Genomic DNA, 20798 nt, shown 5'->3' on the forward strand with positions numbered 1-20798 from the left:
GATATGTTTGATTGGACATTTAATGACAATACACAAGCTATTTTAATTTCCATTCTCTGTGGAAGTATAATCGGTTTTGAGCGTGAATTTAAAAATAAATCTGCCGGTTTTAGAACAGTAATCTTAATCTGTTTTGGATCAACGATTTTTACCTTGCTCTCTAGAATGGGTAATATTTCGGACGATCGGATAGCGGCTAATATCATTACGGGTATAGGCTTTTTAGGGGCAGGTGTTATATATCAGGGCAAGTTCAGTGTGCAAGGTTTGACCACGGCAGCGGTGATATGGACCATGGCCTCTATTGGAATGATTGTTGGGTTTGGCGAGTTTCAATTTGGCATAGCATTGACCATTTGTATGGTTATTATTCTTTCACTATTCCAAAAATTGGAACTGTATATGGCTAATATCTACCACCTAAGGACGATCCATGTAACATTTAGAGACATTAAAATAGACTACTTGGATGAATTTGAAAAGTTCATGTTGACACATAGCGTGAAATTAAACCGTAAAGGACTCGAGAAAAATGGTGGACATCTGACCGTTGTATATGAAGTAACAGGTAATCGGAAAAACATCCGGAGAGCTAGTGAAGAAATAGTTGCGTTAGATTATGTAGATCATTTCCGTAATCTTTAAAAAAAACTTTTCCACAATTCACAATTGTTAAATTTTGTTAAAATTTAAATTTTTCAGTAGTTGTACTGATAAAAGTGTAAGAATTTTTAATTTTCTTTGACGTTTTTTTTAATTTCTGAAATGGAGCAAAGTATTTTTTAAATAATACCTCTTTGAACCGAGGTTGATTTCATATTAAGTTTATGTTAAGTGACTTATAATGCAAAATCTCTTCTTAATTTTGCTTTCGATTTAACTATTTAAAAGAAATATGAAAAAATCTTTACTCTTTTTTGCTTTGGTTCTTGCCAGCTACGGTACGATTCAGGCTCAGGTTACAACAAGTAGCATGACGGGGGTGGTAACGGCTCAGTCTGGACAAGCAACGGCTGGCGCTTCTATTAAAGCTGTTCATGTGCCTTCTGGTACTACTTATGCTGGCGCTAGTAACGGCGTAGGTAGATTTAACCTTAATGGTATGCGGGTAGGAGGTCCTTATCAGGTGACAATTACCTACATCGGGCAAGATCCGGTTGTATACGAAGATGTATACTTACAGTTGGGACAGCCATTTGTCTTAAATCCGATTTTCGGAGATAGCGCGACTGCTTTGGATGAGGTAACGATAACTGGTACCCGAAGTAGAGGAATAAAAACTGGAGCAGAAACATCAATATCTAAAAATCAGTTAGCATCATTGCCTACTGTGTCACGGGGGCTTAATGATTTTACAAGATTGACGCCACAGGCAGATGTTAAAGGTAGCTCAGTTTCTATAGGTGGGGTAAACAATCGTTTTAATCAATTAACGATTGATGGTGCTGTGTCTAATGACGTTTTCGGTCTAAATGCATCGGGAACGAATGGCGGAGGAACAGGTACTAGTCCGATATCGTTAGATGCTATTGAGCAAATGACCGTTCAAATTGCACCTTTTGATGTTAGGGCAAGTGGTTTTGCTGGTGGCGGTATATCTGCCGTAACTCGTTCAGGTACCAACGAAGTGCAAGGTTCGGCTTATTTCTATACGAGAAATCAAGATTTAACGGGTAAAACGCCGAAATCACTTGTAAAAGAAAATGAAGAAGCAACTAAGCTAGCGGATTTTCACGAAAGACAATATGGTTTTCGTGTTGGCGGGCCGATTATTAAAAACAAATTGTTCTTCTTCGCTAATTACGAACGGACAGAAAATAGTATACCAGCTACATTTGAAGTAGGATCTGGTGCATCGTTGATTACAGTTGCGGAGGCTGAAAAAGCATTAGCCATCTCAAAAGGGTATGGCTATGATCCTGGAAGCTATTCTGATCTGACTTCTACTAACAACTCTGATAAAATTTTTACTCGTATCGACTATAACATTAACGATAAACACAAGTTGGCGTTGCGATATAGTTTAGTACAAGCCAAAGATCTACAAAGTTCTATTGGGGAGAGATCTGTAACATTTTCTAACGGAGGAATTGCCAAAGATCATACAACGCATTCGGCTACTTTAGATTTAAATAGTCGTTTCAACGATTCATGGTCAAATAATTTATTGATCGGATATACAGATGTATTGGACGATCGCGGTTCGTTAGGACAAGCTGCACCTCGTGTAGCCATTCAAATGGATAATAGCCGTAGCATAAATTTAGGACCTGAAGCATTTTCGACTGTCAATTTACTAACACAAAAAGTATTTACAATAACCAATAATACAACTTGGAATTCAGGATTGCACGCAGTAACTTTTGGAACGCACAATGAGTTTTATAAAATGTATAACGGATTTATTGGAAGTGCTTTCGGATCTTACACATTTAGGGATTCACCAGTTTCTGATGTAAACCCTGCGACAGGTAACCCTTTCACAGCCTTGGAGAATTATGAGCGCGGTTTAGCTAATAATTTTGCTTATAACTACAGCAACAATGACAATCCTAGAGCGGGGGCCGACGTATCAGCTATGCAGCTGGGCTTTTATGTGCAAGACGAGTTTCAAGTACAGGATAACTTGAAGATTATCGGAGGTATTCGTTTGGATATTCCAATTTATACGTCTAAGCCGCAAGAAAACACAGATTTTAATCAATCCATTATAGCCGTACAACACGATGTTCAGACTAATCGCATGCCCAAAGCAGCATTGATGTTTTCTCCGAGATTAGGATTTAACTGGGACGTAAATAGAGACCGCAGTACGGTTGTTCGTGGTGGAATGGGGTTATTTACTTCTCGCTTTCCATTCGTTTGGGCTTCTGGTGCGTATACACAAGATGGCGTCTTATTGGGTGGGGTAAATACAAGTGTTTCTGGTGCTCCAACAGTCAATTTTGTGCCTAACGTAGAAGATCAGCCAAAAGGACCAGCTGGATCTCCTTCAGGGAATATTTCGGTTATGAATAGAAATCTAAAAGTTCCACAAATAGCACGTTTTTCAGCCGCTGTGGATCAGGAGTTACCGTTTGGGATTCGAGGTACACTAGACTTTATGTATTCAAAAAATGTGTCTTCATTCAAGTTTACAGATTTAAATAAGGTTGCACCGATTGGTCAATTAGAAGGAGCTGATAATCGTCTATTATATCCTGCATATAATAGTAACCGTGTAATGCCAAATTATACGGAGGTAATTGAAATTAGCAATGTTAATAAAGGTTATTCTTGGTCTTCTACTGCGTCAGTTCAAAAGAATTTTAATTTTGGCTTATTTACATCGTTGGCCTATACATACACAGAATCTAAAGATTTGATTTCTGGAACGTCTTCTCAAAATCAATCAAACTTCTATCGTGTAGCTACGGTAAACGGTACAAACTCCGCAACAATCGGTCATTCGCCTTTCAGCACTGGTTCTAGAGTGTTAGGTACTATATTGTTTAATAAGGAATATTTACGTAACCTGGGCACAACTGTTGGATTGGTTTACAATGGTCAGTCTGGAGCTAGATACTCCTATTTGATACAAGGAGATCCAGGAAGACATGCTACGAGTAGTGCGTCAAATCAATATTCATTGATGTATATTCCACAAAGTCAATCAGATATTCAATTTGTGACAAATGGCGATCTTACACCAGAGGCGCAATGGACTATTTTGGATAATTATATACAAAATGATAAATATCTTAATAAAAACAGAGGTAAATATGCTGAAAGAAATGGCGCTAGAACACCTTTCTCTCATCAGTTTGACGTTAAGATTATGCAAGATTTAATTGCCAATATTGGAAATACAAAGAATAAACTTCAATTGTCAATTGATATTATGAATTTTGGAAATTTATTAAACAGCGATTGGGGTAAAATGTATACCGGTTCTGGTAGTTTTTGGGACAATGAAGCTCGTATAATTCAGTTTGATAGCTTTGAACCTGGAACAAATACGCCTCGCTATAAGTTGCGTGAAACGTTAAACAATGAAAAACCTTATGTTGTACAAGCTATATCTTCTAGATGGTCTGCACAAATTGGTGTGCGTTATATTTTCAACTAATCTTTAATTTGTTAAATTAAAAAATGGAAACGAATTGTTCATCGAAACACTGCCCTTCTATATTTTATTCCCAGCGGATAGGCATTTTAATATTAGATGTAACTTATTCTTTTTAACGATATCTGAAAATTTAATAGATTAATTAAATAACTCCCCCTTCCAAATTTTCGGAAGGGGGATCTTTTTACATTAATTCACCGTAACCCACCCGGTTCCCGATTTATGATCGGACCACCATGTTCTCGCGTATTTCTCGCAGAGGGAATTTCAGGCGCGGGAGGAACATATCCGTCTCCTTTTCTTTCGGTTGATGTTTCGTTATCCTCTTCTTCTTGCTTTTCTTGAGTTTCTTGTTCAGCTTTTAATCTCTTTAATTCTTCTGCTTTCTCTAGATCTTTTTCGTTCTCTTGCGTACTCATAGTAATCCTCCTTTTAAAGTTCGAAATTTGTGTTTTCATCTTCGATGTTAATTAATCAACATCTTAAAACCGCTTTTGTTTAGTTTTTTTTAAACAGGTCAACAAATTAGTAGTTTAATAGATAGAAAATTGCGTAAAAGCAAGATGTATTTTTTGAAAGAAATAACCTCGTATGATTAAAAATTCGGTTTCAACAAATATTTATCGTAGAAACGGAAAATATGTTCGACCGCTTCTTCGGGTGTGTCGACCAATCGGTAGAGATTTAAATCTTCTGCGCTGATATTCTTTTCTGTAAGCATGGTGTTTTTAATCCAGTCGATAAGGCCACCCCAGTATGCCTTTCCGACTAATACAATCGGAAACCGGGCAATCTTTCCGGTTTGAATAAGTGTGATCGCTTCAAATAATTCGTCCATCGTACCAAACCCTCCAGGCATAACAATATAGCCCTGCGAATACTTCATAAACATGACTTTACGAACGAAGAAATAATTGAATTCCAATAATTTGTCGCGGTCTATATATTTGTTGTGAAATTGCTCGAACGGTAGGTCAATATTCAAACCAACTGATTTACCTCCTGCATTGTATGCTCCTTTATTTGCGGCTTCCATAATTCCTGGACCACCACCCGAAATGACACCATAGCCCTTTTCGGCTAATAATCGGGCTATCTCTACCGTCATCTCGTAATATTTATTTTCGTCTGCTGTACGTGCGGATCCGAATATAGATACACAAGGACCTATTTTAGCTAACTTTTCGAACCCGTCTACAAACTCGGCCATGATTTTAAAAATCTGCCAGGAGTCTTTTACTTTGATTTCTTGCCAAGTTTTATTGGCAAATGAATTTCTTATTTTATCTTCTTTAGCCATTCTTTATAAATATTGTTATGTTCACAATATAATAATTTTTATATATTTTTACCCCATGAATTTCTCGTCGAAATTATTAGAGCAAGCTGTTGATGAGTTTGGTAGACTGCCAGGGATTGGAAGGAAGACAGCATTAAGATTGGTTTTGCATTTGCTAAAGCAATCGGATATGGAGGTATCTCGCTTTACACAGTCCCTAAGTAATCTTAAAGAAAATATTAAATACTGTAGCACTTGTTTCAACATATCAGATGAAGCGATATGTGAGATATGCCAGTCGTTAAAGCGGGATAAATCAACAATATGTGTGGTAGAAGATACACGCGATGTGATGGCTATCGAAAATACAAATCAGTACCAAGGGGTGTATCATGTTCTTGGCGGATTGATTTCTCCGATGGATGGGATAGGGCCTGCCGATCTTAAGATAGAGGGACTGATCGATCGACTAAGAAAGGGGGAGATCAACGAGGTTATTTTAGCCTTGAGTGCTACGATGGAGGGCGATACTACCATATTTTATCTTTATCGTAAACTGAAGGAGTTCAATGTACAAGTCAGCACGATTGCAAGGGGTATTGCGTTTGGTGGTGAATTGGAGTACGTGGACGAAATTACATTGGGTAGATCTATCGCCACACGAGTGCCTTATGAAAGAAATGTGAGCTAAGGAATAAGATCTTTTATTCGCTCTTCATCTTTGTAATGACCCAGATGAATCCAAAGCTGGTGCATATAAGGATAAAGCCTGTAATAGTCCATAGTGTATTGTAACCGAAATGTTCTGCTGTAAATGTTCCAAGAAAAGGAGATACAATATTTGCCGCCGCAAATGCCAAAGAATTGAATCCCATATAGGCACCTTGATTTTGCAACGAAGCCCGTTGTATGGCAATGGTGGCCGTAAACGGCAAGGTAAGCATTTCACCAACGGATAGGAAGAACATCGCGAGATATAGCCACATAATTCCAAAATCTAAATTCAACATCCAGTAGGAAAAACCGGCTATAGCTGTTCCCCAAAACATGATTTGTTTTACAGTAAAGCGGTGCTCTACGAGATGAACTAGTACCATTTCAAATAGTACAATAACAAAACCGCTAAAACCTAAAATAAGTCCTATTTGACTTTCGTTCATGGCATAAGCATCTTTATAGAATAGCGGTAAAGTACTTAGAAGCTGAAAAAAAGCCATTGAAAAAAGACAACAGAGGATATTGAATAATATAAATAGGCTATCGGTATAGGCATTTTTTGCAGGTTTGTCGGGAGATATTTCTGCTCTGATCGGTTGATCAATTTTAGTATTACCTTTCTTGTCTTTAAAAAAATAGATAAAAACGAGAGCGGCAACACCGGCGGCCATCGCATTTCCATAAAATATCCAATCGTAAGAAAAGGTTGCTAAAAAGCCACCTAAAGCAGGGCCTATAGAGAACCCAAGGTTTACAGCCATACGATTTAACGAGTATGCTTTTGTGATATTTTCAGGCTTGGCATATTTAGCTACGGATACCGAGTTAGCCGGTCTAAAGATATCAGCAACCAATGTTAGTATAAATATCATCAGTGCCAAACTTTCGAATGTTCGAAACTGGGGAGTGATCAGAAATAAGGGGATGGTAAGGATTAAACTCCAGGTCTGCACCTTGAAATTGCCAAAACGGTCGGTTAGCCAGCCTCCTAGCCATGATCCACATACTGATCCGAGGCCAAAACATCCTAAAACTAATCCAACCTGGGTTTTGCTAAAATTTAATTCAGATGACATATAAATTCCCAAAAAGGGAATTACCATCGATCCAGTACGGTTGATTAACATGACTAATGCCAGCAACCAAGCGGCGGGAGATAGGCCTCTGTAAGATTTTATATATAACTGGATTATTGTGTTCATCCGTAAATAATTCTAACTCATTAGCTGTCTGTCTGCGGTTGATGTCGTTAACCTAGCGTTTTTGTCATACTGGCGAGCGGACGGATCTAAAAAGCTAGGTAGTTGAGAGATCCTTCAGGATGACAATATTTAATGTGTAATCCCGAAGTTCATCCGCAAATAAATTTAAAAGATTGCGAATATAGCATTTATAATATATATTACGCTACGATTTGTCGATCCATTTCGGAAGATATGGTGTAATTATTGAATACGGTTCGTTTGCTTTTCGTAGCGGGATTGAATATGAAATCGATACGTCCTAAATTCGCACCCCCGAAACCCGCTTGATTAACTAATGTGATCTTGCCATCCAAATTTTTAACCTCGGTAGGTCTGTCCAAGAATGTATGGGTATGACCGCCAATAATTAAATCAATATCTTTGGTGCTGGTGGCTAATTTTAAATCCGATATCGTATCATCTTGATAAGCATACCCCAAATGTGATAAGCAAATTATCAAATCACATTTTAATTCATTTTTTAATTTGTCCGTGAGACGTGTTGTAACTTCTAAGGGATCTAAATAGCGCATTCCTAGATAGTTATTGGGATCTACTAAGCCTTCTACATTTACTCCTAATCCAAATAAACCTATTTTTATGCCATCTTTCACAAAGGTGATATACTCTTTTGTTTTTCCGGCAAGTGCTGTATCGGAGAAATCATAATTCGATGTGATGAACGGGAAGTGGGCGCTATCAAAATGCTTGAGTATGCCATTTATGCCATTGTCAAATTCGTGATTACCGAACGTTCCTGCGTCGTATCGGAGTTTTGACATTAATTCTAATTCGACTTTGCCTTCAAATAAATTAAAATAGGGGGTACCTTGGAACATATCACCCGCATCAAATAACATCACGTTTTTCTCCTCTTGACGAATCTGTTGTATAAGAGTGCTCCGGCGGGCGACACCACCGAGACCTTGTACTTTTGACCCATCCATAGGGAAAGGTTCGATACGGCTATGGACATCATTTGTATGGAGAATGGTAATCTGTATTTCTCTTCTGGCGCTTGCTTCAAGCTTATTGACATGATAATCAAAGGCGAAAAATGCGCCTAATGCTGACATTTTTCGAATAAATGACCTTCTATTTAATGATTGCAATTCTACCATCAAGCTGTGTGTTTATTTTCTTATTCTCTTTTGTTAACTGCTCTACGTATTCAATTAAACCTTCCCGTACCAGGATAGGTGTATTAATACGCTTTAACGGATTGCTCAGCCCCTTTACGTTATCTCCGCCATTCGCTAAATAATCATAAGTAACCAACTTATACGATTTCTCTGGGTCGATAGTTTTACCATGAAGTCTAATACTTTCCAGGTGGTCATCTTTTATCATTATGCTGAATCCCCCAATCGGTTGTCCTCCTGTACTAGCGATGAAATCAGCTAATATCAACAGATCCGATCCTTTTATTTCTAATATGGTGATCGTATTTTCAAACGGCATCAATTCGAAGATCGAACCTACGGTTACAGAACCCTGTTGCAGTTCGGAACGTATGCCACCTTTTGTTGAAAATGACATTTCTACAGTAGGATCAATTTTTTTTCCAATTTCCAGAAGTGCATCGGCAAAGAAATTCCCTACTAGAAATTCAGGTTCCGTGCGGCTTTTATTTAAGAATCTTTCTGAAAAACCTATTTGCCGGTTCATTTCGCTCTCCATGGCTGTCTTAAAGGGGGCATAATAACTTACAATAGACGTGTCTTCAGGCAAACCTGCATTGATGGTATAGGTGATCGGTCGGTTTTCGCGGGCAAGATAGGGACTCTTGCAGCCGATTAGAAACAGCCCAGCAACTGAAATCGTTAAAAAATGTAAGATGCGCATAGAACTTGTAATTCAACCTACGAAGCTAAGAAGAAAGTCAGTAGCAACAAAAACAAACGCATTAAAATATTGTAATGTTATCGTAATGTTGCATCGCAGATAATTCAACAAATGAACTATTTTATTTTCTATCTTTGCAGGAAAATAATTTAGGGATAATTTGGCATGTAGATTGTCTCCCTAGATAAAACTATCATTGATGTTAAAGAGATTTTTTTTTAGTAGCGTAACCATTATGCTTATATTTTCGCTCAGCAGCTGCTTCGATATCGTCGAAGAAATCAATTTCCAATCCAATGGCGCCGGAAAAATAAAAGCAACATTAAATTTGAGTAAAAGCAAGACCAAAGTCGCCTCATTGATGCTTTTGGATAGTGTGAATGGTATTAAGGTGCCTAGTAAGACGACAGTCCAAAAGGAACTGAATGATATCGTCCTTATCCTTAAACAAACGAAAGGGGTGAGCAATGTGAATTCCAGTTTGGATTTCAATAATTATATCGCGACGCTGGAATGTGATTTTAATAACGTAGCGGCTTTAAATGCATTTACCAAGACCTTGTCTACTAAATTTAAAACCAATATATCGGGCTACACTACCTATGCTTACGATGCATCAAATAAGGTATTTGTTCGAAAATATAATGCCTCGCAAGATGCAAAAAAAGAGTTTTTAAAATTGAAAGGAGAAAATCAAAAGGTATTTAACGACGCTTATTTTACGAGTATATATCGATTTGTGGATCCAGTAAAAAAACAACAGAATAGTAAGGCTAGTATATCAGCGAATCGGAAAGCGGTGATGCTAAAAACAGGAATACTGGATCTTATCAATGATAATACAAATCTCTCTAATACGATAGTACTTAATTAAAATTTGAAAAATCTTTATATCATGGCCCGATCGGACTTTCAATGATTTCAAAGTGTATTACCTAAGGTAACCGAGCTTGCGCATTAATGATGCCTTAAGAAATAACGAACAATATCAACTATAATAATATAAACGGATGAATACAAAACTTCTCTTTGCTACACTCTTATTTCTGATAGGGCTATCACAGGTCAGTGCACAAAATCATTTTAAAAAGCTTCCAGCCGATATTAATTTCCTAGCGACTTTCGACACTAAGAATCTGTTTCAATTGGTGGATACGAAAGATATCAACACGACATTGAACAAGTTAGATTTTTTTAAAAAATTAAGCGATTCGCTATCACAGGATATTTATCAGATTGAGGATCTAGGTATCAATCTTATATCCAAATCATATGTGTTTACTCGTCTTGCTGACAGTGTTACGTTTATAGGTGCACTGATTCCTCTTTCGGATGCTAAACGCTTTCAAGCATTTATACCCGGCCATAAGAAGGTACATGTCGTGGATGGTTTGCAGACTATTTATTCTGTAGATCGCAGTATTCGGATTAGCTGGGATGAAAATACGGCTTACGTACTGACCGGTGTCGTCAAAGACAGTTACTTGGCCAGAGAAGATGTCAAAGAGAGGTATGGTTTGACAGAAAACCCGTATTATAATTACTACGATACGGATGACGCCGTAGCAGAGAGCATCGAAGCTGCAGCAGATGCCGCATATGAATACGACTATGTAGATACGTTGGTTGATATTACGGATACAGCCTATGCTGTATTCGATGATGTAGCAGATTCTATTTCAATAGGATATGACGAATATGATGTAGTTAGTGATAGTAATTTAATAATGATAGATTCATATGACGATTATGATACGATTACCGATAATGATATGTTGGATTCCATTGGGTATTCGATCTATGAGAATCAGGAGGATATCTATCAGGATGAAACTAGCATGGCATATTATAGATGGTTAGCGGAAACAGATTCTATAAAGGGGGTGATTGCAAGTGAATGGGTCGATGCCGAGATGGCTAATATCATCACAGGTCATTATAAATCCTTCGTGGCGCCTAAGGGATTTGCCGGAAAATCCAGTAAGAATACAGTTGCACATTATTGGATAAGGAGTGTCGATGAACTGTATCAAAATTTTATGCCTACCGGTATCATAGAACAGGCATTTGGAATCGGATCACTTTCTAAATTGAAATATGGGTACGAGCAGGCAAATTTATCTTTTGATGTGGACAAAAATAAATTGAAATTGCACGGCGCATTGGATCTAGATCAGGAAACCGCCAAAATATTTAAGAAAATTTACGATAAGAAACTCAATCCTAAAATGTATAAATACCTAGATTGGGATGCATTGGGCTTTTTGTCTTTAAGTATGAATTCGGAAGCTTATCTGAAGTATATTCCACAGTATATTCAACGCTATTACGGAGCTTTTGTGCCGCAGTATCAAGAAGCTTTTACGGTCGGAGCTACGCTGTTTGATATTATCGTAGACGAGAAAGCCGTAGCTAAAGTATTCAAGGGTGACAATCTATTTGTACTTAATGGTGTAACAAAACAGGAAATTACCTATACCGATTACGAATACGATGAAGATTATAACTACACGCAAATCGAAAAGACAAAAATGGACGAAATTCCACAATTCTTATGGATGTTTTCCTCAGATGACATGCGTATCTTCGAACAGCTATTGGAGCTAGGTGTGCGTCAGGAGGAAGTACTGCTGGAGAACGGAATCTATAAAATTGGAAAAGTGTCTCGTCAATTCAGTAATTTCTACGTGTTGATGAAAGATGGTATCGTTTTCTTGGGCAATGATGAAAACCAGATCACAGCCATTAAAAATAATACATACAAGCCTAATGTAGATGGGCCTAGTAGGAAGGTGATGAAGAAGAATCGATTTGCGGCTCTATTCCATGTGAACAAAATACCGACATTAATAGCAGATTTGGATCTTCCGGTATCGAGAGACTTGGATAACCTCACGTCTGATCTCGCACAGTATGGTGATTTTTATATGATATCTCCGGGTATGAAGGGAAATAGTTTCCAAGGTGAACTGGGAATTGAATTTCCAAAAAAGGGTAAAAATGCGCTATACTTTTTGATAGATTTATTAGAACGGGTGGCCGTCACTCGATAAAAAGAAGGACAGTAGTATGATGCGAAAATTTTTCTTTGGACTCCTAATTGTTTTACTTCTTCTTATTGTAGGGATTTGGATTTTTTTTAGTGTTAGAGCAGAAAAGTCGTTGGATGCACAAGTGCATAAGGAAAGTGATGCGCTGATTCAGATTTCTGTCGATCGATTACTGGGAGAGATAGCTACAAATGCGGTAATGCATCCTTTTACCTATTTCGGAAAGGATACTTCCGGGCAATCGGAAGATGAGGTTGTAAAACGGATTAAGATCTGGCAGTCTGGATGGTCCGTCCCTGCTCGACTTATATTTTTTTCAACTCCGGAAGACTCTGCTGTCTTTTACAGTCTGCAGAAAATAAACAATGCCCAACGCTTTCGTGCGTTTGCCCTCCAAAGTCTGGGCATCCATGTGGATTCGCTTCTCGACCCGACAGATCTTTCGTATTTGGTTTCCAAAGACAAAAGAATTGCCTTGTTAAGCAATGAACGTAATTTTATTCTCTCTGTAGGAACTAGCACTAGTGATCGACGGGAACGCATGCAACATTTATTGACAAATGAGAATGGCGATTTGGTAAACATGAGCGCTATTGCAGGTACGGATTTCCTTGCAACAAAGTCGGATATCCTGTATAACAATCTCCATGATAGCACCCGTTTAAAGGTTGATTTCCAGAACGGAAAAATACAGGTGGAAGGACTATTGTATTCCACGTTATGGAGAGCCAATGCAAAAGCCAGAAAACGTATACTGCATGAAAATAATATCCTGAACGTGGCATTGGATGCAGATCTTCGCCCACTTATGCAAAAATATCAGTCGACCTTAGCCAATTTCAAAATCCCTGTAGATACTTTGCAACGCTATTTCGGCGGATATATAGACATGCAATGGAAACAAGGCGGTGTAGTACAAACTGACACGATAATCGCTTACGAAATGGACGAGAACTTTGAGATGACGGAGAAAAAGGAGTTGAGGGAGGAGCTGGTGCCAAACCTGCAGATCACGGTCAAGGCTTCTCCTCATCTAGCTAGTTATTTACCGGAAAAGATATTTTATAAATTCACGAAAAAGATAAAGGCCGATATGATCGGACTTGCTACGTCTGCCGACTTCGGGTTACAAGAGCAATTAGTTGACAATGATGCTTATTTTTCCTTCGTCATGCAGAACATGAAAAATGAAAAGTTGCTTTTGGACGGGCTTTCGTTACCCGAATATATTCACAGAATAGAATTGGATGCCACATACGTAGCACCTAATGCATCTTCTATATGGGGTCAAGTTATCTTCACACAATCACAGATACATAGTATGTATCAATTGATAAGATAAAGACCTGGTACCTGTTAGCGAGTAGATTATTTACTAACAGGTACTTTTATATTTACCTTTAAGATTTCACCAACACTGCCTTTTCCTGTCAATCCATAATCCAATCTGTTTAGCTCAAAATTACCTAGAAAAGTAGGCTTAACTGCGTTAGGATCAAAAGCAAACAAAATACTTATGGGCTTTGTCGTGGATTTGATTGTTAAATTGCCATTTACTTCATAACCATTGCTTACTTTTTTGAATTCGGTCGATTTGAAATGAATAGTAGGATATTGTTCCACATCGAAGAAATCATCGGCTTTGGCATGTTTGGTTTTTAGACGATTTCCGAGATTCAAGGTGTTAACGTCGACGTTAACGTCCATGTCGGCTCTGGCAAGATTATCGGGGTCAAAATGGACTGTTCCTTTTAATCCGCCGATAGTTCCACTTGCTTTTTTTGTTTCAAATTTAATGATGTAATCGTTGTCAATAATTTTCCAATCGACGATAGAATACATGGCCGAAGTACCGAGTATAAGGAACAGTATACCGAGGGTGAGGAGTTTGGTTGTTTTCATCTTTTGTTTTTTTTTGTTTTCATAGCGATTACGCTGTAACAAATATAAATTTAATTCTACTAACTAGTTATATGAACATGGATCAAAACTGAAATATGAGTTTAAAAATTAAACAACTGACAAAAACCTACAGCAACGGTGTAAAAGCTTTAGATAATTTAGATTTAGAAATCGGGGTAGGTATGTTTGGTTTATTGGGGCCAAATGGGGCTGGAAAATCATCTCTCATGCGTACTATTGCGACTTTGCAGACGCCCGATTCCGGTTCCATTTTTTTTGATGAAATAAATGTGCTCGAAGATCAAATGTCCCTGCGCAAAGTGTTGGGGTATCTGCCACAGGAATTTGGTGTGTATCCTAACTTAACAGCTGAAGAACTACTTCATTACTTTGCTCAGCTTAAAGGAATTCCTAATCGTATTGATCGAAAAAAAATAGTGGATGAAGTGTTGCACATTACCAATTTATATGAGGTGAGACGAAAAAATGTAAGCAGCTATTCCGGAGGTATGAAACAACGATTTGGCATCGCTCAACTGTTGCTCAATAACCCAAAACTCATTATCGTGGATGAACCTACCGCGGGTCTGGATCCTGCGGAACGACATCGCTTTCTCAATGTCCTGCGTGAAATCGGTACAAATCATACCGTTATTTTTTCTACGCATATTGTCGATGATGTTCGTGAATTATGCCACGAATTGGCGATTATCAATGGAGGAAAGGTATTATATAGAGGATCCAAACAAGATGGTGAAGCTTCATTAGAAGGGAAAATTTGGACTTGCACAATCCAGCGTGATGAATTTGACGAAATTAATTCAAACCATAACGTAATTTTTACCAATTACAATCAAGACAATACATTAAATGTTCGCGTATATAGCGACATTCTTCCGGGAGATAATTTTGTGTCGACAAAACCATTACTGGAAGACGTTTATTTTGTAACACTTAAAAGTGATCAATCTAATGTTTAGTACGATATTCTTTTTCGAAATAAGACGCTGGCTTAATACACCTGTATTTTACGTGTACAGCTTCGTTTTCTTTGCGGTTTCCGTTTTGGTGATGGCTTCGGCGTTAGGTGTCTTCGATATGGTCTCTTCGACCACTTCTAGTCCGGTTTATGTAAACTCACCACTAAATGTTAGTGGATTCCTGAATTCATTTACGACATTTGTTTATTTTTTATTGCCGACTATCGTAGGGGCAGCTGTATATCGTGATTTTCAATACAATGTACACCAGGTGGTGTTTTCCTATCCGTTGACCAAATTATCCTACTTGTCGGCGAAGTTTTTGAGTTCGATAATCATAACCGTATTGATTACATCAACCACAATAATCGGATTTTTTCTGGCACAATTTCTCCCCGGTGTAAATAAAGACTTAATAGGCCCTAACAGTGCATGGGCATATTTACAAGCTTTAGTCTTGTTTGTTATTCCTAATCTCCTGTTTTTTGGTTCGATCGTATTTGCGATCGTGACCTTTGCGCGGAATATATACATTGGTTTTATCTTTATTTTGTTATTATTTGTACTACAAGCCTTTTTAGAACAGTTAACCGCAAATATGGATAACCGCTATCTTACGGCTTTATTTGATCCCTTTGGTTTGGAACCAATTAGTTATTATACCAAATATTGGACAGTGGAGGAGCAGAATACACGCAATTTACCTTTCTTTGGAGTGGTCTTATATAATAGGCTGATTTGGCTTAGTGTAGCTGTCGGGATTATGTTGACGGTATATCGATGGTTTGCATTTACCCAATCTGCATTGATCTTTTCTAGAAAACAGCGCGGAGTACGTTTCACTAAAAATAATTTTGGGGGGCTCGTGAGGATAAAATTACCACAGGTTACATTCAACTATTCTTTTTGGTCGCGGTTGAAAACAGCGTGGAGTCTTTCCCATTATGATTTTAAATACGTCGTTAGGAATTGGACGTTCATTGTGATTATGATCATAACCGTTTTAATGGTATGGGTGACCGCTGGTGTAACGGCTCAGCTATTTGGAACGGAAACGTATCCGGTGACTTGGAAAATGCTAAATACGCTAGGTAATATGTATTCTTTCTTTTTACAGATTCTGATCTTTCTCTTTGCTGGCATGTTGATACAAAGGTCTGAAAACGCAAGGATGGCAAATATGTTAGATGCCACAGCTGTGCCTAACTGGGTTCTTTTTCTTACTAAGTTTATTGCCCTGGTCAAAATGACTGTCCTGGTGTTGTTAATCAGTATGTTCTCGGGAATTGCCTACCAGTCGTATGCAGGCTTCTATCAGTTTGAGATTGGACATTATATCACAGAGCTTTTTTTCTTGGATATGCTTCGATATCTCGTCCTCATCGCTTTTGCGCTATTTGTCCAATCCTTCTTTAAAAATTATTTCGTTGGGTTCTTTGTTTGTCTGGTAATTATTATCGGTACACCAATGTTGTCTAAAATCGGAATAGAACAAAGCATTTTTAAATTCAATACAGGGCCAAGGTATAATTATTCCGATATGAACGGCTATGGAGAGATCCGTACTTATCTCTACTATCGGTTGTACTGGTTGTTATTTAGTGGTGTTTTGGTAGGATTTACGTTGTTATTTTGGCGTAGGGGAATACTGACTGGCGTTAAGGAGCGTGTGTCCGTTGCATTTCAAAGAATGCGTCCGTACGTAGGCGTGTCGATTGGGTTTTTTCTCAGTGCTTTTTTCGGACTGGGAACTGCCATATATTACCAGAATAATGTAGTGAACCGTTATGTGTCAGCGCAGGATAGGGAAAAGGAAGCTGTATCCTATGAAAAGATCTATAAACGATATGAACATTATGCACAACCACGAATTGTGGACGTCAAAGTCGACCTGAATATCTTTCCCGATGAACGGAATTACGATGCCGTGATTATTTATAAAGCAGTCAATAAAAGTGCGACATCTATTGATACCCTATTTATTGATCACGGGGATAATTTACAATCTATTCAACTCGGGGATGGGGCTAAAGCTATTTCTATTGATACGGTTTTTAATTTCGATATGTACGAACTAGGTAGGACACTACAGCCCGGGGATACGCTATTAATTACGAGTGTCGTAAAAAATAAACCGAATAATTTCTTGTTTGACCAGTCTGAAATCTTGCGAAATGGTACCTTTTTGAATAATAGCATATTCCCTTCTTTGGGTTATAACGAAGCTATGGAATTGGTAGACAATGATATTCGTAAGAAGTATGGGTTGCCCGAAAAAGAACGTATGGCGGAAACTACGGATACACTGGCGTTACAAAATACCTATATTTCGAATGACGCGGATTGGATCAGTTTTGAGACAACCGTAGGTACATCCGTGGATCAAATCGCACTTGCCCCTGGTTACCTACAGAAGGAATGGACGACGGGAGGACGACGATATTTCCATTATAAAATGGACAAGGAGATGTTGAATTTTTATTCTTTTGTTTCGGCTAGATATGAAGTTAGGAAAGAGAAATGGAAAGGGGTAAATCTCGAAATATACTATCATAAGGGGCATGAATATAATCTCGATCGCATCATGGCTTCGATGAAGAAATCGTTTGATTATTATTCATCGCAATTTAGTCCCTATCAGTTTGAACAAATGCGGATCATTGAATTTCCGAAAACCCACGGCACATTTGCGCAAGCTTTTGCCAATACAGTGCCTTTCTCAGAAAGTATTGGCTTCATTGCCAAAGTGGACGAGGAGGATCCGAACAAGGTTGACTACCCTTACAGTGTTATTTCACATGAATTAGCGCATCAATGGTGGGCACATCAGGTAATAGGAGCGAAAGTAAAAGGAGTCACTATGCTTTCCGAATCGATGGCTGAATACAGTTCGCTCAAAGTATTGGAGCATACCTATGGGAAAGGTCAGATGCGAAAGTTCTTGAAAGAATCGTTGGATAACTATCTGTCTGGTCGAGCGGGTGAAAAACTGAAGGAGAACCCGTTGATGTATAATGAGAACCAACAATATATACATTACAATAAGGGAGCAGTGGTGATGTACACGATGAGTGATTATTTAGGTGAAAATAATTTCAATTCCTTTTTGAAGGAATATATCGGTCGAACTGCTTTTCAAGAAGCACCTTATACCACGTCTATTGAATTTGTTAAATTACTGAAGGAAAGAACTCCGGATTCACTGCAGTACTTGGTGCAGGATATGTTCGAAACCATAACGTTGTACGACAATGCCATCCACAAAGTAACATCTAAGAAAATAGCAGATAACAGTTATCAGGTAGATATTGAATTCAACGTGTCGAAATACCGTACGGATGAAAAAGGGAAACGCAGTTATGAAGATATAAAAGGTACTGCTATAAACGGTAGGAAGGATAAAAAAGAGTTACTGTCGCTTCCGCTTCAGGATTACATCGAAATAGGTGTTTTCGGTGAGCAAAAAGTACAGGGGAAATTTAAGGTGGATCACCAACTTTATTTAGCAAAGCATAAAATCGATAAAGTCAACAATAAGATCACGCTTTATGTGTCGGAAAAGCCGATAGAAGTGGGAGTCGATCCCTACAACAAATTGATTGATACGGATTCGGATGACAATCGGAAGAAGATTTAGAAGCAGTTTTTATTTAATAAAGCCTTTTTTGCCGATCGCTTTGACCTCATTGTAATTGGATAGGCTCTTGATCTTTTTAAAAGGACGATGTTTAAAAGACCTTTGAATATTTGAAAAAACGCGTCATTGCGAAGAAGAATGACGACCGCGAAGCAGCTCCGAAGGAAACCAATCTGCGTTTATAACATTTTCAGATTGCTTCCCTCGCTGCGCTCATCACAATGACGTTAAAGGCGCTTCGCTCCAGTCGAAATAGATTGGTCTTTTACCTTTTTATAGCATATAACTCTTCCCGTTGTGCTTTTACGACGTCCGAATTGATATATTCATCGTAACTCATCAACTTATCGATAATACCGTTTGGTGTTAATTCGATAACGCGGTTGGCGACTGTTTCTGTTAGTTCGTGGTCACGTGAAGTAAATAACATAGATCCTTTAAAATCTTTCATGCCGTTGTTCAGTGCGGTGATCGACTCCAAATCCAGGTGATTCGTAGGTTCATCAAATAACAAGAAGTTTGCTCCCTGGAGCATCATTCTGGAGAACATACAGCGCATTTTTTCACCTCCGGATAGTACCGAACATTTTTTCAGCACTTCTTCACCTGAAAATAACATTTTGCCCAAAAAACCCCGAATAAATTGTTCATCGGCATCTGGTTTAGTCGTATAGTCGCGCAACCAGTCAATTAAATTATCCGTTTTTCCGTCGAAAAAGCTGGCATTTTCGATGGGCATATCGGCAGGTGTAATGGTTATACCCCATTTGAATTCTCCTTTATAATCTTTATCACGGCCAGCAAGTATATCGTAAAAAGCAGAAGTGACAAGTGAATTTTCTGCAAGAACAGTAATTTTATCGCCTTTGTTGATCATAAAACTGATGTCCTTGAAATAGACTTCACCATTTATGGTTTTGCTTAACCCCTCGACTTGCAAGATTTGATCTCCTGGTTCGCGATCCATCGTATTGAACATAATTGCCGGATACTTCCGATTGGAAGGTTTGATCTCATCAATGTTGATCTTATCCAACGCTTTCTTACGTGAGGTAGCTTGTTTTGATTTAGAAGCATTGGCCGAAAAACGACGGATAAACTCTTGCAGTTCCTTAACCTTATCCTCCATTTTCTTATTCTGATCGGTACGTTGTTTCAGGGCTAATTGAGAAGATTCATACCAGAATGTGTAATTACCCGAGTAGATCGACATTTTGCTAAAGTCGATATCTACGATATGTGTACATACAGCATCCAAGAAGTGACGATCATGGGATACAACTAATACAATAGCTTCATAGCTGGCTAAGAAATCTTCTAACCAAGCAATCGTATTGATATCCAGATCATTGGTGGGCTCATCCAGAATTAAGATATCTGGTTTTCCGAACAAGGCCTGCGCTAATAAAACACGAACTTTTTCGTTACCGTCCAATTCCTTTACTAATTTGTAATGAAGATCTTCTTTGATTCCCAAATTACTCAAAAGGGTAGCGGCATTACTTTCGGCGTTCCATCCATCCATTTCGGCAAATAAGCTCTCTAATTCTCCGGCGCGCTCGCCATCCGCATCAGAGAAGTCCTCTTTCATATAGATCGCGTCTTTTTCTTTCATCACCTTATACAATTCCTGATTTCCCATCATTACTGTTTCAATAACAGGGAATTCATCGAATTGATAGTGATTTTGGTTCAACACCGACATACGTTCGCCGGGAGTGAAAGCAACTGATCCAGTACTTGGATCTACCTCACCAGATATAATTTTTAGGAATGTAGATTTTCCGGCTCCATTTGCCCCGATAATACCATAACAATTTCCGGTAGTAAATTTTAAGTTTACGTCTTCGAATAGCACACGTTTGCCAAAGCGAAGCGATAAATTAGAAACATTAATCATGTCGCAAAGATACGGTTTATTCTCTAATTATGGAACGATATCAAATCGTTTGCTTTATATAGATCTTCTAATGTTTTTTTGTGATTTACGTTGAAAAAATAGTTTCTTTACAGGAATTATTAACAATTATATTAGA

General features: G+C 38.2%; 15 protein-coding genes. 8 read left to right on the forward strand and 7 right to left on the reverse strand.

The window, feature by feature from the left end:
• Nucleotides 1–3: 3 nt before the first annotated feature.
• Both FAZ15_RS21475 and FAZ15_RS21480 read left to right on the forward strand, forming a co-directional pair.
• Entirely contained in the window at nucleotides 4–645 is a 642-nt protein-coding gene (locus tag FAZ15_RS21475) for an MgtC/SapB family protein (RefSeq protein ID WP_136903430.1), read from the forward strand.
• Nucleotides 646–895: 250 nt separating this feature from the next.
• The gene (locus FAZ15_RS21480) at nucleotides 896–4108 is read left to right on the forward strand and encodes a TonB-dependent receptor (RefSeq protein ID WP_136903431.1); all 3213 of its coding nucleotides are present in this window, start codon (nucleotides 896–898) and stop codon (nucleotides 4106–4108) included.
• Between the two features lie 194 nt (nucleotides 4109–4302).
• Here FAZ15_RS21480 and FAZ15_RS21485 read toward each other — a convergent pair whose 3' ends face one another.
• Both FAZ15_RS21485 and FAZ15_RS21490 read right to left on the reverse strand, forming a co-directional pair.
• A complete protein-coding gene (locus tag FAZ15_RS21485; RefSeq protein ID WP_136903432.1) occupies nucleotides 4303–4527 on the reverse strand; it encodes a hypothetical protein in 225 nt (74 codons plus the stop codon).
• A 176-nt stretch (nucleotides 4528–4703) separates the two neighbouring features.
• Complete coding sequence (locus FAZ15_RS21490) at nucleotides 4704–5408, reverse strand: LOG family protein (protein ID WP_136903433.1); 705 nt, start codon at nucleotides 5406–5408, stop codon at nucleotides 4704–4706.
• A gap of 55 nt (nucleotides 5409–5463) precedes the next feature.
• On the opposite strand from FAZ15_RS21490, the gene recR reads away from it, so the two are divergent.
• On the forward strand, nucleotides 5464–6078 hold the full coding sequence (gene recR, locus FAZ15_RS21495) for a recombination mediator RecR (RefSeq protein WP_136903434.1): 615 nt from the start codon (nucleotides 5464–5466) through the stop codon (nucleotides 6076–6078).
• A 13-nt stretch (nucleotides 6079–6091) separates the two neighbouring features.
• On the opposite strand, the gene FAZ15_RS21500 is transcribed toward recR, so the two are convergent.
• The 3 genes from FAZ15_RS21500 to FAZ15_RS21510 all read right to left on the reverse strand — a co-directional run bounded on the left by FAZ15_RS21500 (nucleotide 6092) and on the right by FAZ15_RS21510 (nucleotide 9193).
• Nucleotides 6092–7306, reverse strand: coding sequence for an MFS transporter (locus FAZ15_RS21500; RefSeq protein ID WP_136903435.1), 1215 nt, complete (start codon nucleotides 7304–7306; stop codon nucleotides 6092–6094).
• Between the two features lie 200 nt (nucleotides 7307–7506).
• Complete coding sequence (locus tag FAZ15_RS21505; protein WP_136903436.1) at nucleotides 7507–8469, reverse strand: bifunctional metallophosphatase/5'-nucleotidase; 963 nt, start codon at nucleotides 8467–8469, stop codon at nucleotides 7507–7509.
• Nucleotides 8444–9193: a 5'-nucleotidase C-terminal domain-containing protein gene (locus FAZ15_RS21510; protein ID WP_136903437.1), complete on the reverse strand. Its 750-nt coding sequence runs from the start codon at nucleotides 9191–9193 to the stop codon at nucleotides 8444–8446. The genes FAZ15_RS21505 and FAZ15_RS21510 overlap by 26 nt, the downstream gene beginning before the upstream one ends.
• A gap of 199 nt (nucleotides 9194–9392) precedes the next feature.
• Between FAZ15_RS21510 and FAZ15_RS21515 the strand changes: the two genes are divergently transcribed.
• From FAZ15_RS21515 to FAZ15_RS21525, 3 genes are all read left to right on the forward strand, one after another.
• Complete coding sequence (locus tag FAZ15_RS21515) at nucleotides 9393–10067, forward strand: hypothetical protein (protein WP_136903438.1); 675 nt, start codon at nucleotides 9393–9395, stop codon at nucleotides 10065–10067.
• A 136-nt stretch (nucleotides 10068–10203) separates the two neighbouring features.
• Entirely contained in the window at nucleotides 10204–12246 is a 2043-nt protein-coding gene (locus FAZ15_RS21520; protein WP_136903439.1) for a hypothetical protein, read from the forward strand.
• Nucleotides 12247–12262: 16 nt separating this feature from the next.
• Nucleotides 12263–13585, forward strand: a complete 1323-nt coding sequence (locus FAZ15_RS21525) for a hypothetical protein (protein ID WP_136903440.1) — start codon at nucleotides 12263–12265, stop codon at nucleotides 13583–13585.
• Nucleotides 13586–13611: 26 nt separating this feature from the next.
• Here FAZ15_RS21525 and FAZ15_RS21530 read toward each other — a convergent pair whose 3' ends face one another.
• Complete coding sequence (locus FAZ15_RS21530; protein ID WP_136903441.1) at nucleotides 13612–14145, reverse strand: YceI family protein; 534 nt, start codon at nucleotides 14143–14145, stop codon at nucleotides 13612–13614.
• Between the two features lie 95 nt (nucleotides 14146–14240).
• On the opposite strand from FAZ15_RS21530, the gene FAZ15_RS21535 reads away from it, so the two are divergent.
• Entirely contained in the window at nucleotides 14241–15125 is an 885-nt protein-coding gene (locus FAZ15_RS21535; RefSeq protein ID WP_136903442.1) for an ABC transporter ATP-binding protein, read from the forward strand.
• Nucleotides 15118–18762: an ABC transporter permease/M1 family aminopeptidase gene (locus tag FAZ15_RS21540; protein ID WP_136903443.1), complete on the forward strand. Its 3645-nt coding sequence runs from the start codon at nucleotides 15118–15120 to the stop codon at nucleotides 18760–18762. The genes FAZ15_RS21535 and FAZ15_RS21540 overlap by 8 nt, the downstream gene beginning before the upstream one ends.
• Before the next feature lie 265 nt (nucleotides 18763–19027).
• Here the strand turns inward: FAZ15_RS21540 and FAZ15_RS21545 are convergent, their stop codons facing one another.
• Nucleotides 19028–20662: an ABC-F family ATP-binding cassette domain-containing protein gene (locus FAZ15_RS21545; protein ID WP_136903444.1), complete on the reverse strand. Its 1635-nt coding sequence runs from the start codon at nucleotides 20660–20662 to the stop codon at nucleotides 19028–19030.
• Between the last annotated feature and the right edge of the window lie 136 nt (nucleotides 20663–20798).

Origin of the sequence: Sphingobacterium olei, assembly GCF_005048855.1 — a bacterium.
In the GTDB taxonomy this organism is placed as follows: Bacteria; Bacteroidota; Bacteroidia; order Sphingobacteriales; family Sphingobacteriaceae; genus Sphingobacterium; species Sphingobacterium olei.

What these genes read in the sequence shown, in the direction of transcription:
- FAZ15_RS21475 (WP_136903430.1), top strand. Translation starts at nt 4, where the DNA reads ATGTTTGATTGGACATTTAATGACAATACACAAGCTATTTTAATTTCC.
- FAZ15_RS21480 (WP_136903431.1), top strand. Translation starts at nt 896, where the DNA reads ATGAAAAAATCTTTACTCTTTTTTGCTTTGGTTCTTGCCAGCTACGGT.
- FAZ15_RS21485 (WP_136903432.1), bottom strand. Translation starts at nt 4,527, where the DNA reads ATGAGTACGCAAGAGAACGAAAAAGATCTAGAGAAAGCAGAAGAATTA.
- FAZ15_RS21490 (WP_136903433.1), bottom strand. Translation starts at nt 5,408, where the DNA reads ATGGCTAAAGAAGATAAAATAAGAAATTCATTTGCCAATAAAACTTGG.
- recR (WP_136903434.1), top strand. Translation starts at nt 5,464, where the DNA reads ATGAATTTCTCGTCGAAATTATTAGAGCAAGCTGTTGATGAGTTTGGT.
- FAZ15_RS21500 (WP_136903435.1), bottom strand. Translation starts at nt 7,306, where the DNA reads ATGAACACAATAATCCAGTTATATATAAAATCTTACAGAGGCCTATCT.
- FAZ15_RS21505 (WP_136903436.1), bottom strand. Translation starts at nt 8,469, where the DNA reads ATGGTAGAATTGCAATCATTAAATAGAAGGTCATTTATTCGAAAAATG.
- FAZ15_RS21510 (WP_136903437.1), bottom strand. Translation starts at nt 9,193, where the DNA reads ATGCGCATCTTACATTTTTTAACGATTTCAGTTGCTGGGCTGTTTCTA.
- FAZ15_RS21515 (WP_136903438.1), top strand. Translation starts at nt 9,393, where the DNA reads ATGTTAAAGAGATTTTTTTTTAGTAGCGTAACCATTATGCTTATATTT.
- FAZ15_RS21520 (WP_136903439.1), top strand. Translation starts at nt 10,204, where the DNA reads ATGAATACAAAACTTCTCTTTGCTACACTCTTATTTCTGATAGGGCTA.
- FAZ15_RS21525 (WP_136903440.1), top strand. Translation starts at nt 12,263, where the DNA reads ATGATGCGAAAATTTTTCTTTGGACTCCTAATTGTTTTACTTCTTCTT.
- FAZ15_RS21530 (WP_136903441.1), bottom strand. Translation starts at nt 14,145, where the DNA reads ATGAAAACAACCAAACTCCTCACCCTCGGTATACTGTTCCTTATACTC.
- FAZ15_RS21535 (WP_136903442.1), top strand. Translation starts at nt 14,241, where the DNA reads ATGAGTTTAAAAATTAAACAACTGACAAAAACCTACAGCAACGGTGTA.
- FAZ15_RS21540 (WP_136903443.1), top strand. Translation starts at nt 15,118, where the DNA reads ATGTTTAGTACGATATTCTTTTTCGAAATAAGACGCTGGCTTAATACA.
- FAZ15_RS21545 (WP_136903444.1), bottom strand. Translation starts at nt 20,662, where the DNA reads ATGATTAATGTTTCTAATTTATCGCTTCGCTTTGGCAAACGTGTGCTA.